General features: G+C 66.3%; 10 protein-coding genes, 1 tRNA gene and 1 pseudogene. 9 read left to right on the top strand and 3 right to left on the bottom strand.

Annotation, left to right across the window (positions count from 1 at the left end):
- The first annotated feature begins 42 nt into the window (after window positions 1-42).
- The gene (gene pyk / locus KL788_RS02395; protein ID WP_293168156.1) at window positions 43-1500 is read left to right on the top strand and encodes a pyruvate kinase; all 1458 of its coding nucleotides are present in this window, start codon (window positions 43-45) and stop codon (window positions 1498-1500) included.
- A gap of 48 nt (window positions 1501-1548) precedes the next feature.
- Here pyk and KL788_RS02390 read toward each other — a convergent pair.
- Window positions 1549-1631: transfer RNA gene (locus KL788_RS02390), tRNA-Leu, on the bottom strand.
- 52 nt (window positions 1632-1683) lie between these two features.
- On the opposite strand from KL788_RS02390, the pseudogene KL788_RS02385 reads away from it, so the two are divergent.
- Window positions 1684-2286 (top strand): annotated as a pseudogene (locus KL788_RS02385) (ANTAR domain-containing response regulator); the annotation flags it as partial.
- 79 nt (window positions 2287-2365) lie between these two features.
- Here the strand turns inward: KL788_RS02385 and KL788_RS02380 are convergent.
- Window positions 2366-2791 (bottom strand): PaaI family thioesterase, encoded by a 426-nt coding sequence (locus KL788_RS02380; RefSeq protein WP_293168154.1) that lies wholly within the window; start codon window positions 2789-2791, stop codon window positions 2366-2368.
- Window positions 2792-2859: 68 nt separating this feature from the next.
- On the opposite strand from KL788_RS02380, the gene polA reads away from it, so the two are divergent.
- The 3 genes from polA to rpsA all read left to right on the top strand — a co-directional run bounded on the left by polA (window position 2860) and on the right by rpsA (window position 8868).
- Complete coding sequence (polA, locus tag KL788_RS02375; RefSeq protein ID WP_293168152.1) at window positions 2860-5514, top strand: DNA polymerase I; 2655 nt, start codon at window positions 2860-2862, stop codon at window positions 5512-5514.
- An 80-nt stretch (window positions 5515-5594) separates the two neighbouring features.
- Window positions 5595-7274 (top strand): DUF885 domain-containing protein, encoded by a 1680-nt coding sequence (locus tag KL788_RS02370; protein WP_293168150.1) that lies wholly within the window; start codon window positions 5595-5597, stop codon window positions 7272-7274.
- Window positions 7275-7425: 151 nt separating this feature from the next.
- The gene (gene rpsA, locus KL788_RS02365) at window positions 7426-8868 is read left to right on the top strand and encodes a 30S ribosomal protein S1 (RefSeq protein ID WP_293168148.1); all 1443 of its coding nucleotides are present in this window, start codon (window positions 7426-7428) and stop codon (window positions 8866-8868) included.
- 96 nt (window positions 8869-8964) lie between these two features.
- Here the strand turns inward: rpsA and KL788_RS02360 are convergent, their stop codons facing one another.
- The gene (locus KL788_RS02360) at window positions 8965-9591 is read right to left on the bottom strand and encodes a DUF4126 domain-containing protein (RefSeq protein WP_293168146.1); all 627 of its coding nucleotides are present in this window, start codon (window positions 9589-9591) and stop codon (window positions 8965-8967) included.
- Window positions 9592-9632: 41 nt separating this feature from the next.
- On the opposite strand from KL788_RS02360, the gene coaE reads away from it, so the two are divergent.
- The 4 genes from coaE to uvrA all read left to right on the top strand — a co-directional run bounded on the left by coaE (window position 9633) and on the right by uvrA (window position 16402).
- Window positions 9633-10268 carry a dephospho-CoA kinase gene (coaE, locus tag KL788_RS02355; protein WP_293168144.1) on the top strand — a complete coding sequence of 212 codons (636 nt, stop codon included), beginning with the start codon at window positions 9633-9635 and terminating at the stop codon, window positions 10266-10268.
- A 10-nt stretch (window positions 10269-10278) separates the two neighbouring features.
- On the top strand, window positions 10279-12357 hold the full coding sequence (uvrB, locus tag KL788_RS02350; RefSeq protein WP_293168142.1) for an excinuclease ABC subunit UvrB: 2079 nt from the start codon (window positions 10279-10281) through the stop codon (window positions 12355-12357).
- 284 nt (window positions 12358-12641) lie between these two features.
- A complete protein-coding gene (locus KL788_RS02345) occupies window positions 12642-13454 on the top strand; it encodes a methyltransferase domain-containing protein (RefSeq protein WP_293168140.1) in 813 nt (270 codons plus the stop codon).
- Window positions 13455-13516: 62 nt separating this feature from the next.
- Window positions 13517-16402 carry an excinuclease ABC subunit UvrA gene (gene uvrA, locus KL788_RS02340; protein WP_428846104.1) on the top strand — a complete coding sequence of 962 codons (2886 nt, stop codon included), beginning with the start codon at window positions 13517-13519 and terminating at the stop codon, window positions 16400-16402.

The following is a 16402-nucleotide window of genomic DNA, read 5'->3' as shown; positions in this document are numbered from 1 at the left end:
CATCACGTTCCACCCCTACCACCACCACCACGTGAGGAAGTCATGAGACGCGCAAAGATCGTCGCCACCCTTGGGCCGGCGACATCCAGCTACGAGAACATCAGAGCCATCATCGAAGCGGGCGTGAACGTCGCCCGCATGAACCTCAGCCACGGCACCTACGACGTGCACGAGGAGATCTACAGCACGGTGCGGCGGGCAGCGGCCGACGCCGACAAGGCAGTCGCGATCCTCGTCGATCTACAGGGTCCGAAGATCCGACTCGGCAAGTTCGAGAACGGTCCGCACGAGCTGGCCGAAGGCGACATTTTCACGATCACGACCGAAGACATCGCGGGAACCCGTGAGATCTGCAGCACCACGTACAAGGGCCTTCCCGCTGACGTCAACCCGGGCGACTTCCTGCTCATTGACGACGGCAAGGTGCGCGTGCGCGTGATCGATAGCGATGGCGTGCGCGTGCGCACCGAGGTGATCGTGGCGGGAACCGTCTCGAACAACAAGGGCATCAACCTTCCCGGGGTGGCGGTCAATGTGCCCGCGCTCTCGGACAAGGACGAGGACGACCTGCGCTGGGGACTCAAGCTCGGTGCCGACTACATCGCTCTGTCGTTCGTGCGCAACGCCTCCGATGTCAACCGCGTGCACCAGATCATGCGCGAAGAAGGCCGCACGGTTCCCGTGATCGCCAAGATCGAGAAGCCGCAGGCCGTCGAGGCGCTCGAAGGCATTGTCGACGTGTTCGACGGCATCATGGTCGCGCGCGGCGATCTCGGTGTCGAGCTGCCTCTCGAAGCCGTTCCGATCGTGCAGAAGCGCGCCGTCGAACTCGCTCGGCGCATGGCGAAGCCGGTGATCGTGGCCACGCAGATGCTCGAATCGATGATCAGCAGCCCGATTCCCACACGCGCGGAGACGAGCGACGTCGCGAACGCGGTGCTCGACGGTGCCGACGCGGTCATGTTGAGCGGCGAGACGAGCGTCGGCGAGTTTCCGGTGATCACCGTCTCGACGATGGCGCGCATCATCGCCTCGACGGAGGAGCACGGTCTCGAGCGCATTCCTCCGCTCGGCACGAAGCCCCGCACCCAGGGTGGCGCCATCACGCTGGCCGCGGCAGAGGTGGCCGACTTCGTCGATGCGAAGTACGTGTGCGTCTTCACCGAGTCGGGTGATTCTGCGCGACGCATGTCGCGACTGCGCTTCCGCATTCCGATGAAGGCCTTTACGCCCTACGAGTCGATCCAGCGGCGCATGTCGCTCACCTGGGGAATCGAGTCGTTCCTGGTCGATCGCGTGACGCACACTGATGAGATGTACCGCCAGGTCGACAGTGTGCTGCTGCGCGAGGGTCTCGCAGATGAGGGCGACAAGGTCGTCGTCATCTCGGGTTCCCCTCCCGGCATCTCCGGATCGACCAACGACCTGCGGGTGCACGTCGTCGGCGACGCCATCAACGCCAAGGCTCCGGCCTGGCAGGCTGGTGAGCACGCCGACTGACCCGCGCACGAAGGGCCCCTGTCTCACGACAGGGGCCCTTCGACGTTGTACCGGCTGTGGGGCTCGAACCCACACGTCCTCTCGGACAACGCATTTTGAGTGCGCCGCGTCTACCATTCCGCCAAGCCGGCATAGGGCGCGTGCTCGGCCCTGTGGCCTCGACGATACCGTAGGCTCTCACGCGTGAGTGACCAGGATTCGAGCACAGCAGCCCCCCGTCGTGTCGTCGTCGCGGAGGACGAGTCGTTGATCCGCATGGACATCGTCGAGATCCTGCGCGACAACGGTTTCGACGTCGTCGGCGAGGCGGGTGACGGCGAGACGGCCGTGGCGCTGGCCACCGAACTGCGTCCCGATCTCGTGATCATGGACATCCGCATGCCGCAGCTCGATGGCATCGAGGCGGCAAAGCGCCTGAGTGAGAACCACATCGCTCCGGTCGTGCTGTTGACGGCGTTTAGCCAGAAAGAGCTCGTCGAGCAGGCCAGTGAGGCCGGAGCGCTCGCCTACGTCGTCAAGCCGTTCACGCCCAATGACCTGCTGCCTGCGATCGAGATCGCGCTCAGCCGCTACCAGCAGATCCTCACTCTCGAGACCGAGGTCGCCGATCTCGTCGAGCGCTTCGAGACGCGCAAGCTCGTCGATCGCGCCAAGGGCCTCCTCAACGAGCGCATGGGTCTCAGCGAGCCCGAGGCCTTCCGCTGGATCCAGAAGGCCTCGATGGACCGCCGCACGACCATGCAGGCCGTGGCCCAGGCGATCATCGACCAGCTCGGCACCAAGAAAGATTCCGCGAAGAAGTCGGCGGCAGCGTCGCCGGACGAGACCGAAGGCACTCAGGCGGAGTAGCCTCTGCGGCCTCTGGTCAGCGGTCGCGCAGCATGTTCGTCATGCGCACCGTCGACAGACGACGGCCCTGCTCATCGGTGATGACGATCTCGTGCGTGCAGAGCGTGCGGCCGAGCACGAGCGCGGTGCAGGTCGCTGTCACGACGCCCTCGGTGACCGATCGGCTGTGCGTCGCGTTGATCTCGATGCCGACCGCGTACCGATCGGGGCCGCCGTGGATCGCCGACGAGATCGACCCGAGGCTCTCGCCCAACACGACGTGTGCTCCGCCGTGCAACAGGCCGATCACCTGCGTGTTGCCCTCGACCGGCATAGTCGCGACCGAGCGTTCGGCCGAGAGCTCGTGAAACTCGATGCCCATCTTGCGGCACAGATCGCCGCCGCCGGTGGCGACGAGGCGCTCGATGAGTTCAGGGTCGAGGTCGGGGGGCAGCAGAGTCATGGAGAGCATCCTCGAAGGGCGCCGATTCTTCGGCTTCAGGGTCGGACCGCCTGAGTAGGCTGAGCCGCGTGACGGACTCAGAAAAGCCTATCCTCCTCATCGTCGACGGCCACTCGCTCGCCTTCCGCGCGTTCTACGCCCTGCCGATCGACAGCTTCGTCACGCGCGACGGGCAGCACACCAACGCCATCCACGGCTTTCTCTCGATGTTCCTGAGCCTGCTGGCGAAAGAGAAGCCGACGCACGTCGCGGTGGCCTTCGACATCTCGCGCTACTCGTTCCGCACACGCGAGTACCCCGAGTACAAGGGCACGCGCGGCGAGACGCCGCCCGAGTTCGTGGGGCAGGTGCCGCTGCTGCAGGAGGCGCTTGCGGCCATGAGCATCCCGACTCTCACGAAAGAAGATTTCGAGGCCGACGACATTCTCGCCACTCTCGCGACGCGCGGCGCGGCCGAGGGCTTCCACGTGCTCGTGGTCTCGGGCGACCGCGACACGATCCAGCTCGTCACCGACGACGTCACGCTGCTGTACCCGAATGCCCGGGGGGTCAGTGAACTCAAACGGTACGACCCCGAGGCTGTGCGAGAGCGCTACGGCATCAACCCCGAGCAGTACCCCGAGATCGCCGCTCTCGTCGGCGAGACGAGCGACAATCTGCCCGGCATCGACAAGGTCGGCGAGAAGACGGCTGTGAAGTGGATCACGCAGTATGGCTCTCTCGACGGAATCTGGGAGCACATCGACGAGATCGGGGGAGTCGTCGGCGCGAATCTGCGCGAGCAGCGTGACCGCGCCGAGCGCAATCGCCGCCTCAACCGGCTCGTCACCGATCTCGAGCTGCCCATCGGTCCGCATGACCTCGACCGTCGTCCCATGGATGTCGCCGCGGTGAAGCAGGTGTTCGAGCGGCTGCAGTTCCGCACCCTGACCGAGCGCGTGCTGAAGCTCGCCGAGGCCGAGGGAGCCGACATGGGCGAGCCTGTGCAGGCCGAGGCACGCACAGACCTTCCGACCGTTCGCACCCTCGTCGATGAAGAGCTGGCGAAGTGGCTGGCCTCGACAGCGGGCACCGAGGTCGCTGTCGTGGTGGATGCTCCGCATGGCGAGCTCGCGGCCTTCGGGCTGGCGACCGCGACCGAGACGGTGCAGGTCAACTGGGCCGCACACCGGCCCGACTACGCCGCGCTCGAGGCCTGGCTGTCGAGCGACGCCCCCAAGCTGCTCGCCGATGCCAAGACGGCCACCAGTGTGCTCGCGGCCCTCGACATCGAACTTGCCGGAGTGGTGTGGGACACCCGGCTCGCTGCGTGGCTCGAGCGCCCGGGTGCGAAGTCGTACGACCTCGCAGACCTCGTGCACGACGTGCTCGGCGAGTCGATGCCGCAGGCTGATCCGAACCAGCTCGTGCCCGATACCGAGAGCATCAGCCCTGCGACCGTCGCATGGTTTCTTCACCGGCTCGTGGCCGAGCAGCGAGAGACGCTGCCGGAGACGAGCGTGCGCGTGCTCACCGAGATCGAGCTGCCGACCGCCGCGGTGATCGCGCGCATGCAGCGCACGGGCATCGCCGTCGATCGCGCCGCCCTCGACTCGATCAGCGCCGAGCTCGGCGAAACGAGTGCCGCTCTCGCCCAGCAGGCCTTCGCCGAGATCGGCCGAGAGGTCAACCTCGGCTCGCCGAAGCAGCTGCAAGAGGTTCTCTTCGACGAGCTGGGCATGCCCAAGACTCGTGCGACGAAGACGGGCTACTCGACTGACGCGGCAGCCCTCGCCGATCTGCAGGAGGCGCATCCGCACCCCTTCCTCGGTCTGCTGCTGCAGCACCGCGACGCGACGAAGCTGCGGCAGATCGTCGAGACCCTGTCGACTGCTACCGCGGCCGACGGCCGCATCCACACGACCTACGACCAGACGGGCACGACGACCGGGCGCATCTCGTCGACCGACCCCAACCTGCAGAACATCCCGGTGCGTACCGAGGTCGGCCACCGTATTCGCGCGGCCTTCGTGGCGAGCGAGGGGTTCGACGGGCTGCTGACCGCCGACTACTCGCAGATCGAGATGCGCATCATGGCGCACCTGTCGGGCGACGACGGGCTCATCGAGGCCTTTAAGTCGGGGGAGGACCTGCACCGGTTCGTGGGCGCCCGCATCTTCGGGGTCGAGCCTGCCGACGTGACGAGCGAGATGCGCACGAAGGTCAAGGCCATGAGCTACGGCCTCGCTTACGGGCTCAGCGCGTTCGGGCTCAGCAAGCAGCTTCGCATCGACTCGAAAGAGGCGAAGCAGTTGATGACCGACTACTTCGCTCGATTCGGCGCGGTGCGCGACTATCTGCGCAGCGTCGTCGAGCAGGCGCGCGCCGACGGCTACACCGAGACCATCTTCGGCCGCCGCAGGCCGTTCCCCGACCTCGCGAGCCCGAATCGCGTTCTGCGCGACAACGCCGAGCGGCAAGCGCTCAACGCTCCCATCCAGGGCTCTGCCGCCGACATCATGAAGATCGCGATGATCGACGTCGCCGCCGACATGGCGAAAGACTCCCTCCGTTCTCGCCTGCTGCTGCAGGTGCACGACGAGCTCGTCTTCGAGGTGGCCCCCGGAGAGCACGAGGCGCTGGAGTCGATCGTGCGCGCGCGCATGGGGTCTGCGGCCGAGCTCGCCGTGCCCCTCGAGGTGCAGGTCGGCATCGGTCGTGATTGGGATGACGCCGCGCACTAACGGCCAGGCAGAGTGTCTGACAGGCCGACGGGCCGCGCGCTGATACCGGTCACGGCACGGTGAGCGTTAGGCTCGCACGCATGTCTGACAGCGCAACCTCACGCCCCGCCACCGACGTCGACGCCATCGCCGAGCAGTGGGTCGCCACGCTCGTCGAGCTGAGCCCCGATCTTGCGACGTACATCGGCGCCGAGGGACGTCTCGACGAGTACCAGGACTTCTCGCCCGCGGGGCGAGCCACGTACGAAGACGCGGCGCGCGCGGCTCTTGAACAGCTCGCCGCGGCGACTCCCGTCGACGACACCGACCGTGTGACGATCACCGATCTGTCTGCAGAGCTCTCGCTCGACCTCGAACTCGCCGCCGCCGGCTGGGATCAGCGCGACCTCAACGTGCTCGCCTCGCCCGCGCAGGGCATCCGAGAGATCTTCGACCTCATGCCGACGGCCACCGAGCACGATTGGGGCATCATCTCCCGCAAGCTCGGCAACGTGGCCGGCGCTCTGGAGGGCTACACCGAGACGTTGCGCGAGGGCATCGCCGCCGGCAACACTCCGGCGCGTCGCCAGGTGACCGAGGTGCTTGCCCAGGCGCGCCGCAACGCGGCCGCCGACGGGTTTTTCCCCGAATTCGCCGCCGAGGCCGCGATCGAGGGCGGCGAAGTGCCGGAGTCGCTGCGGGCCGACCTGCAGCGGGGTGCAGCAGCCGCTGCCGAGGCGTACGGCGCGTTCGCTACTTTCCTCGAGTCAGAGCTCGCTCCGGCTGCTCACGAGCACGACGCCGTCGGCAGAGAGCTCTACGGGCTCATGTCGCGACGGTTCCTCGGGGCCACGATCGACCTCGATGAGACCTACGAGTGGGGCATCGAGGAGCTCGCCCGCATGGTCGAGGAGCAGACGCGCGTCGCGGGAGAGATCCTGCCCGGCGCGAGCGTCGAGGAAGCCATCGCGCACCTCGAGAAGGATCCGGCGCGCAAGCTGCACGGCCGCGACGCGCTCAAAGCGTGGATGCAGAACTTGAGCGACACCGCCATCGCCGAGCTCTCTCGTACGCACTTCGAGATACCTGAGCCGGTGAAGGCGCTTGAGTGCATGATCGCGCCCACCGCCGGGGGAGCGATCTACTACACCGGCCCCACCGACGACTTCTCGCGGCCGGGCCGTATGTGGTGGAGCATTCCCGAGGGCGTCGACGAGTTCGACACCTGGCGCGAAACGACGACCGTGTACCACGAGGGGGTTCCCGGCCATCACCTGCAGATCGGCCAGGCCGTGTACAACCGCGCGCAACTCAACTCGTGGCGCCGCCTGCTCGCGGGTACGAGCGGGCACGCGGAGGGCTGGGCGCTCTACGCCGAGCGGCTCATGGAGGAGCTCGGCTACCTCGACGACCCGGCCGACCGCCTTGGGATGCTCGACGGCCAGCGCATGCGCGCGGCGCGTGTCGTGCTCGACATCGGTGTGCACCTCGGCAAGATCCACCCTGAGACGGGCCAGGTATGGACGAGCGACGACGCGTTCGCCTTCATGCGCAAGAACGTCAACATGAACGACGGCTTCGTGACCTTCGAGGTGAACCGCTACCTCGGCTGGCCCGGCCAAGCTCCGTCATACAAGGTCGGCCAGCGCATCTGGGAGCAGATCCGCGACGCGTACAAGGCGAAAGAGGGCGCGTCGTTCTCGAACAAGGTCTTCCACAAGAACGCGCTCGACCTCGGCGGTGTCGGACTCGACACCCTGAAGTCAGCGCTGCTCGACTGACCCGGCGGCGTTCGCGGTTTGCCGCCCGTCTGGGCGGCGGGGTAGGCTGGAGAGTCGTCGATTTGACGGCAGTCCTGTCCGCATGCCTTGGCGACTCTCTCGTACCACGTCGTCACGGCCTGATTCCTGTCCGCATCGGAGCAACCACTACATGACCCCCGTAACGACCAAGGCACCTCAGCAGATCGCCATCAATGACATTGGCTCTGCCGAAGACTTTCTGGCCGCGGTCGAACTGACTCTCAAGTTCTTCAACGACGGCGACCTCATCGAAGGAACCGTCGTCAAGATCGACCGCGACGAGGTCCTCCTCGATGTCGGCTACAAGACCGAGGGTGTCATCCCCTCGCGCGAGCTGTCGATCAAGCACGATGTCGACCCGACCGAGGTTGTCGCCGTCGGCGACATGGTCGAGGCCCTCGTCCTCCAGAAGGAAGACAAAGAGGGTCGCCTGATCCTCTCCAAGAAGCGTGCCCAGTACGAGCGCGCATGGGGCGACGTCGAGAAGATCAAAGACGCTGACGGCGTCGTCACCGGCACCGTCATCGAGGTCGTCAAGGGCGGCCTCATCGTCGACATCGGCCTGCGCGGCTTCTTGCCCGCATCGCTCATCGAGCTGCGCCGCGTGCGCGACCTCACTCCGTACCTGGGCCAGGAGATCGAGGCCAAGATCCTCGAGCTCGACAAGAACCGCAACAACGTCGTTCTCTCGCGCCGCGCGCTGCTTGAGCAGACGCAGTCGGAGAGCCGTTCGACCTTCCTCAACAACCTCGCCAAGGGCCAGGTTCGCAAGGGCGTCGTGTCGTCGATCGTCAACTTCGGTGCGTTCGTCGACCTCGGCGGCGTCGACGGCCTGGTGCACGTCTCCGAGCTCAGCTGGAAGCACATCGAGCACGCCAGCGAGGTCGTTGAGGTCGGTCAGGAAGTCACGGTCGAGATTCTCGAAGTCGACCTCGAGCGCGAGCGCGTGTCGCTGTCGCTCAAGGCGACGCAGGAAGACCCGTGGCAGGTCTTCGCTCGTACGCACGCCATCGGCCAGGTTGCCCCGGGCAAGGTCACGAAGCTTGTTCCGTTCGGCGCCTTCGTGCGCGTTGCCGACGGCATCGAGGGCCTCGTGCACATCTCGGAGCTCTCGGCCAAGCACGTCGAGCTCGCCGAGCAGATCGTGTCGGTCAATGACGAGGTCTTCGTCAAGGTCATCGACATCGATCTCGAGCGTCGCCGCATCTCGCTGAGCCTCAAGCAGGCCAACGAGGGCGTCGACCCCGAGAGCGCCGAGTTCGACCCGGCCGTCTACGGTATGCCGACCGAGTACGACGAGGCGGGCAACTACAAGTACCCCGAGGGCTTCGACTCTGAGACGCAGGAGTGGAAAGACGGGTTCGACGAGCAGCGTGCCAAGTGGGAGCAGGACTACGCCGCTGCCCAGGCTCGCTGGGAGCAGCACAAGAAGCAGGTCATCGCGGCCCTCGCCGACGAAGACAACGAGCTGCCCGCCGCTGCCGGCTTCACGAGCGAGGCGGCCTCGGCCGGCACGCTCGCCGACGACGAGTCGCTCGCCGCTCTGCGCGAGAAGCTCTCGAGCAACAGCTAGCAGTTCTCGCACGAGAAGCTCGAACGGGTCGCCCTGCGGGGCGGCCCGTTCTGCGTTGGTCGAATTGCCGGGTGGTGCGAGGTGGCGACCAGAAGCCTACGCGGGTGCCACCGACTGCCGCCGCCTGCGCATGCGGCGGAAAATCGAGAACACGATGACGACCAGTGCGATGAGCGCGATGATCACGAGAATCGGGATGAGGATCGCGAACAGACTGAACATCACCGCGCCGATGTCTTCGCCTGTCGACAGCACGGGGGCGGCGGCGCCCGCCGTGAGGGCGTTCGCCGCGGGGCGCACGAACATCTTGGTCGCGTGCACGCCCAGGGCGATGACGATGCCGGCCACGACCGGCACCCACTGATTCGACTCGAAGAACGCAGCAGGGTCGGTCACGGCCGCGGTCTGCGTCGCGCTGCCCGTGCCGAACACGATGCCGCCCGCCGCCGGGCGCACGATCGACTGGATCCAGTCATTGATCGAGTCGACGGCCGGAATCTTGTCCGCGACGATCTCGACCACCAGCAGCACCGCGAGAATGAGCAGCACCCATTCGTTCTGCAACCAGGCCCAGCCCGTGGGCAACTCGATGAAGTCGAGGAAACGGCCTGCGAGGCCGAGAATCAGCAACGGCACGTAGGCGTTGAGGCCCGCGGCGACGGCGAGCCCAGTTCCGGTGAGCAGTTCGAGCACAGAGACCTCCGGGAAGCGACTGGCCCTCATGCTACCCGCTGGCACCCGCGACCAACCGTTAGGGTCGGGCCGTGGATGTGATCGGGCTCACGGGTGGAATCGCCGCCGGCAAGTCGACAGTGGCGCGCCGCCTCGCTCAACACGGAGCGGTCGTCATCGATGCCGATGAGCTCGCGCGCACAGCGGTCGCACCGGGCTCGCCTGGCCTGGCGGCGGTGCGCGCCCGCTTCGGCGAAGCGGTGATCGCACCCGATGGCTCGCTCGATCGCGCGGCGCTGGGGCACATCGTCTTCGCCGATGGCACTGCACGTTGTGATCTGAACGCGATCGTGCACCCCGAGGTCGCCCGGCTCTACCGCGAACGACTCGCCGAGATCGAGAGCGCGCAGCCCGACGCCGTCGTCGTCTACGACGTGCCCCTGCTCGTCGAGGCCAGGTCGGCCGACGAGTTCGCGCTCGTCGTCGTAGTGCACGCACCCGCCGACGTGCGCGTCGAGCGACTCGTCGCCCTGCGCGGCGTCGACCGAGCATCCGCACAGCGCCGTATCGACGCCCAGGCGACCGATGACGAGCGCCTCGCCGTCGCCGACGTCGTGATCGACACGAGCGGCACGATCGAGAGCACCGAGCAGCAGACGGATGCTCTCTGGCAGCAACTCGTCGCTCGCCGTTCGGGTCACACCGCAGTGTCAGACCCCTCTTCGTAGACTGAGGGGCATGGAACCCACTCGCTCGGTGCGGCCGTTCGAAGTCGTGAGCGTCTACCGTCCGAGCGGCGATCAACCACAGGCCATCGCTGAGCTCGCCGCGCGCATCAACGCGGGAGAGACCGACATCGTGCTGCTCGGCGCGACGGGCACCGGAAAGTCGGCGACGACGGCCTGGCTGATCGAGCAGGTGCAGCGCCCGACACTCGTGCTCGCGCACAACAAGACGCTCGCTGCGCAGCTCGCGACCGAGTTCCGCGATCTCATGCCGCACAACGCGATCGAGTACTTCGTCTCGTACTACGACTACTACCAGCCCGAGGCGTACGTGCCGCAGACCGATACCTTCATCGAGAAAGACAGCTCGGTCAACGCCGAAGTAGAGCGGCTACGCCATTCGACGACGAACTCACTGCTCAGCCGTCGAGACGTCATCGTGGTCTCAACCGTCTCGTGCATCTACGGCCTCGGCGCGGCAGAAGAGTACCTCGAGGCCATGGTCGCCCTGCAGGTGGGGCAGAGCATTCCCCGTGACGTGCTCATTCGCAAGTTCGTGGGCATGCAGTACCAGCGCAACGATGTTGACTTCTCGCGCGGCAAGTTCCGGGTGCGCGGCGACACTATCGAGATCATCCCGATGTACGAAGAGCTCGCGATACGCATCGAGATGTTCGGCGACGAGATCGAGGCTCTCTACGCTCTGCACCCGCTCACGGGCGACGTTGTGCGTGCGCTCGATGCTGTCTCGGTGTTCCCGGCGACGCACTACGCCGCCTCGCCCGACACCATGCAGCGTGCGATCGTGTCGATCAGAGAAGAGCTTGAGCCGAGGCTTGCCGAGCTCGAACGGCAGGGAAAGCTGCTCGAGGCTCAGCGCCTGCGCATGCGCACGACCTTCGACCTCGAGATGATGGAACAGATCGGCTTCTGCAACGGCATCGAGAACTACTCGCGCCACATTGACGGCCGGGCGCCAGGCGAACCGCCGAACTGCCTGCTCGATTATTTTCCCGATGACTTCCTCGTCGTGATCGATGAGAGCCACGTCACGGTGCCGCAGATCGGCGCAATGTACGAGGGCGATGCCTCGCGCAAGCGCACGCTCGTCGAGCACGGCTTCCGACTGCCGAGTGCGCTCGACAACCGTCCGTTGCGGTGGGAAGAATTTCTCGAGCGCACGGGCCAGAAGGTCTACCTCTCGGCCACGCCCGGCAAGTACGAGCTCGGCATCACCGACTCGATCGTCGAGCAGATTATCCGGCCGACCGGCCTCGTCGACCCGCAGATCGTCGTCAAGCCGAGCAAGGGCCAGATCGACGATTTGCTCGAACAGATCCGCCAGCGCACTGAGCGTGACGAGCGCGTGCTCGTGACGACCCTCACCAAAAAGATGGCCGAAGAGCTCACCGACTTCTTGACCGACGCCGGTGTGCGCGTGCGCTATCTGCACTCCGATGTCGACACCCTGCGCCGCGTTGAGCTGTTGAGCGAGCTGCGTCAGGGTGTCTACGACGTGCTCGTCGGCATCAACCTGTTGCGCGAGGGTCTCGATCTGCCCGAAGTGTCTCTCGTGGCCATTCTCGACGCCGACAAAGAAGGCTTTTTGAGATCGTCGACCTCGCTCATCCAGACCATCGGCCGCGCGGCCCGTAACGTGTCAGGCGAGGTGCACATGTACGCCGACGTCGTCACGCCCTCGATGGCGCAAGCGATCGACGAGACGACGAGGCGTCGTGAGCGGCAGGTCGCCTACAACCTCGAGAACGGCATCGACCCGACGCCGCTGCGCAAGAAGATTGCCGACATCACCGACCAACTCGCGCGCGAAGGCGCCGACACGGCCGAACTGCTCGCGAGCCGGCGCGCCGCGGCTGGTGGCGGCAAAAAGTCGCCGACTCCGGGGCTGCGGCGCGAGGGGCGCGGCGCAGAGGGGGCGGCCGAGCTCGAGTCGATCATCGCCGACCTCACGGCCCAGATGCTCACGGCGGCCGAAGAGCTCAAGTTCGAGCTCGCCGCTCGATTGCGCGACGAAGTGCAAGACCTCAAGAAAGATCTGCGTGGCATGGTCGAGGCGGGGCACGTGCGCTGAGCGCCCCTCGAGCAGCGCTCGAACCGCGCGCGTACCGGGGCTAGCCTCGACCTGTGCGCATCCTCCGTCGGCCGCTCCCCGCCGCTCCCATCACCGAAACCCCGACACTCGCCGTGACCATCGATCGCTACTGGTGCGATCCGCATGGCACGCACGTCACGGGATGGGCGCACTGCGGGGGTTTCCCCGTGAACGGCCTCACCCTGGCGACCCGCTCGGGAAGCGTTGCTACCGTCGTACTCCATCGTCCCGATCTTCCTGTGTTTTTCGGAGGAAACGAGGCAATGGCAACCGCGGGCTTCTCGGCCTATTTGCCCGGCCCTCCCGACGTCGAACTCGAGTTCCTGGGCGAGACTGGGCACCTCGCTGTGCGGTGCATCGTTCCCGCACCACGGCATCCGCTGCCGGTTGTACCCACAGACACAGAAGGGCGCGACTGGCGCGATGCCGCCCGCGAAGCGATCGAGGCCGCACCGCCCGGTCGTGTGCTTGCACTCGGAGTGCGCACGGGCCGTGCAGAAGACGATCGTTCCTTGCGCGAGAAGTTCCCGAACCGGGAGGTGATCGGAGTCGACATCCACCCAGGTATCGGGGTCGACCTGGTAGCCGACGTGCACGAACTTGATCTGGCCGCCGGTGTTGCCAGCGCCGCGATCGTCTACTCGGGCAGCCTGCTCGAGCACGTCGCCGCCCCGTGGCTCGTCGCGCGCGCGTGCGCGACCGTTCTCGTGCCCGGGGGATACGCTCTGCACCACGCTCCGTGGGCCTGGCCGACCCACGCGCGGCCGAACGACTTCTGGCGCATGTCTCCTGATGGGCTGCGCCAACTCTTCACGCCGATGCTGGGGTTCGAGGTTGTCGAGACGGGGTCGTCAGTCGACGTGCGCATGCAGGTTGAGCCCCACCCGTTCTCGCCTGACGATCCACGACTGCCTCTGCTCGCCTTCAGCACCACCCACTCCGCCGCGACGAGCTGGATCATCGCTCGCAAGACCACGGAGCCGCCCGCGGTAACAGAGTGGCCGTACACCGGCACCGAGGTGGCTGCTCTGGCGGCTCGGTACCCGGTAGACGGCATCGCAGTGTCTTCGGACTGATAGCGCTGAGCCCTGCTCTGTAGACGCCCGCGCGGGGGAGACTGTCGGGAGCCGCACCTACAATGGCGAGAGTGTCGGCGACCCCTCTTGAGACTGCTCCCCATCTGAGTGTGCGCGGTGCGCGCGTGCACAACCTGCGCGATGTCGACCTCGTGATTCCGCGCGACGCGCTCGTCGTCTTCACCGGTCTGTCGGGATCGGGCAAGAGCTCGCTCGCCTTCGACACGATCTTCGCCGAGGGGCAGCGTCGCTACGTCGAGTCGCTCTCGGCCTACGCACGCCAGTTCTTAGGTCAGGTCGACCGGCCCGACGTCGACTTCATCGAGGGGCTGAGCCCTGCCGTCTCGATCGACCAGAAGTCGACCAACCGCAACCCGCGCTCGACCGTGGGCACGATCACCGAGATCTACGACTACATGCGCCTGCTCTGGGCTCGAGTCGGCACCCCGCACTGCCCCGAGTGCGGCGAGCGCATTCAGCGCCAGACGGTGCAGCAGATCGCCGACGAGCTCATGACGCTCGAGACCGGCACCCGTTTCCAGGTGCTCGCCCCGGTGGTCAGTCAGAAGAAGGGCGAGTTCGTCGACCTCTTCCGTGAGCTGGCCGCGGGAGGCTACGCCCGTGCCGTCGTCGATGGCGAGGTCGTGCAGCTCAGCGAGCCCCCAACGCTGAAGAAGCAGGTGAAGCACGACATCGCCGTCGTCGTCGACCGACTCGTGGCGAACGACGAGGCCCTCACCCGGCTCACCGACTCGCTCGAGACGGCCCTCGGCCTCGCCGACGGCCTCGTCGTCATCGACTTCGTCGACCGCGAAGGGCCCGACGGCACCCGCACATTCAGCGAGCGGCTGAGCTGCCCCAATCGTCACCCGCTGCAGCTCACCGAGATCGAGCCCCGCACGTTCTCGTTCAACGCCCCGTTCGGCGCCTGCCCGGTCTGCTCGGGGCTCGGCACCCGCATGGCGGTCGATGTCGACCTGCTCATCGGCGACCCCTCGCTGTCGCTCAATGACGGCGTCATCCTGCCGTGGAACCAGCAAGGAAAGGGTCTCTACAGCTACTTCCAGAAGCTGCTCTCGGGGCTCGGCCGCGACCTCGGCTTCTCGCTCGACACGCCCTGGGGCGAGCTCGAAGAGAGTACGCAGCAGGCCATTCTGCTCGGCAACGATTTCGACGTGCGCGTCAAGTGGCGCAACCGCTATGGCCGCGACGTGACCTATTCGACCGGGTTCGAGGGCGTGATCCCCTACATCGAACGCAAGTACGCCGAAGCCGAGAGCGACTGGTCTCAGCAGCGGTTCGCCGAGTACCTGCGTGAGGTTCCCTGCTCTGAGTGCGACGGCGCCCGGTTGAAGCCCGAAGTGCTCGCGGTGACAGTCGACGGGCGCAGCATCTCGTCGGTCGCCGAGCTGAGCCTGCTCGACGCCTACGCGTTCATGCAGGCGATCACCCTCACCGAGCGCGAGGCCGCCATCGCCGCCGCCGTGCTGCGTGAGATCAGGGCGCGTCTCGAGTTTCTGCTCGAGGTCGGGCTCGGCTACCTCAGCATGGCGCGCGCCGCAGGCAGCCTCTCGGGCGGCGAAGCGCAGCGCATCCGGCTTGCGACGCAGATCGGCTCGGGGCTCACGGGTGTGCTCTACGTGCTCGACGAGCCCAGCATCGGGCTGCACCAGCGAGACAATCGCAGACTCATCGACACGCTCGTGAAACTCAAGAACCTCGGCAACACGCTCATCGTCGTCGAGCACGACGAAGACACCATCCGCACCGCCGACTGGATCGTCGACATTGGCCCCGGGGCGGGGGAGCACGGTGGTGAAGTCGTGCACTCGGGATCGTACGCCGGCCTCATCGCGAATCCGGCGTCGATTACGGGCGACTATCTCGCGGGCCGCCGCAGGGTCGTCGACGTCGTTGAGCGCCGCACACTCGACCACGACCGCGTGCTCACGGTCGAAGGCGCCAAGGCCAACAATCTGCAGAACGTGACGGTTGACTTTCCACTCGGAGCCTTCGTCGCTGTCACGGGGGTGAGCGGTTCGGGCAAGTCGTCGCTCGTCAACGACATCCTCTACAAGGTGCTCGCCAACAAGCTCAACGGCGCGCGTCAGGTGCCGGGCAAGCATGTGCGCGTCACGGGCCTCGAGCATCTCGACAAGGTGGTGCACGTCGATCAGGCGCCCATCGGCCGCACCCCGAGGTCGAACCCGGCGACCTACACCGGCGTCTTCGACCGCATCCGCACCCTCTTTGCCGAGACTCTCGAGGCCAAGGCACGCGGCTACCTGCCCGGGCGATTCAGCTTCAACGTCAAGGGCGGGCGCTGTGAGAACTGCGCGGGCGATGGCACGATCAAGATCGAGATGAACTTCTTGCCCGACGTGTACGTCGCGTGCGAAGTCTGCGGCGGAGCCCGCTATAACCGCGACACGCTCACTGTGCACTACAAGGGCAAGAACATCGCCGAAGTTCTCGACATGCCGATCGAAGAGGCTGCTGAGTTCTTCGAGCCCATCTCGGCCATCCACAGATTCTTGAAGACTCTCGTCGATGTCGGTCTCGGCTACGTGCGGCTCGGGCAGAGCGCCACCACGCTCTCGGGCGGTGAAGCGCAGCGCGTCAAGCTCGCGACCGAGCTGCAGAAGCGGTCGAATGGCCGCAGCGTCTACGTGCTCGACGAGCCGACGACCGGCCTGCACTTTGAAGACGTGCGCAAGCTGCTCATGGTGCTGAACGGTCTCGTCGACAAGGGCAACACCGTCATCGTCATCGAGCACAATCTCGACGTGATTCGTGCCGCCGACTGGCTGATCGACCTGGGGCCCGAGGGCGGTGCCGGCGGCGGGCAGGTCATCGCGACGGGCACTCCCGAGCACCTCGCGACCGTCGACGAGAGCCACACCGGTGCCTTCTTGCGCGAGATGCTCGCCGAGGTCTCGGGAGCCTGA

The organism is Microcella sp. (genome assembly GCF_019739195.1).
GTDB lineage: Bacteria > Actinomycetota > Actinomycetes > Actinomycetales > Microbacteriaceae > Microcella.
This window is presented reverse-complemented; position numbering and strand designations above follow the sequence as displayed.

Excerpts from the sequence above, each read along its gene's own strand:
- rpsA (WP_293168148.1), top strand. The coding sequence starts at position 7,426 with ATGACCCCCGTAACGACCAAGGCACCTCAGCAGATCGCCATCAATGAC.
- KL788_RS02370 (WP_293168150.1), top strand. The coding sequence starts at position 5,595 with ATGTCTGACAGCGCAACCTCACGCCCCGCCACCGACGTCGACGCCATC.
- uvrA (WP_428846104.1), top strand. The coding sequence starts at position 13,517 with ATGGCGAGAGTGTCGGCGACCCCTCTTGAGACTGCTCCCCATCTGAGT.
- KL788_RS02345 (WP_293168140.1), top strand. The coding sequence starts at position 12,642 with ATGGCAACCGCGGGCTTCTCGGCCTATTTGCCCGGCCCTCCCGACGTC.
- uvrB (WP_293168142.1), top strand. The coding sequence starts at position 10,279 with ATGGAACCCACTCGCTCGGTGCGGCCGTTCGAAGTCGTGAGCGTCTAC.
- KL788_RS02380 (WP_293168154.1), bottom strand. The coding sequence starts at position 2,791 with ATGACTCTGCTGCCCCCCGACCTCGACCCTGAACTCATCGAGCGCCTC.
- pyk (WP_293168156.1), top strand. The coding sequence starts at position 43 with ATGAGACGCGCAAAGATCGTCGCCACCCTTGGGCCGGCGACATCCAGC.
- KL788_RS02360 (WP_293168146.1), bottom strand. The coding sequence starts at position 9,591 with ATGAGGGCCAGTCGCTTCCCGGAGGTCTCTGTGCTCGAACTGCTCACC.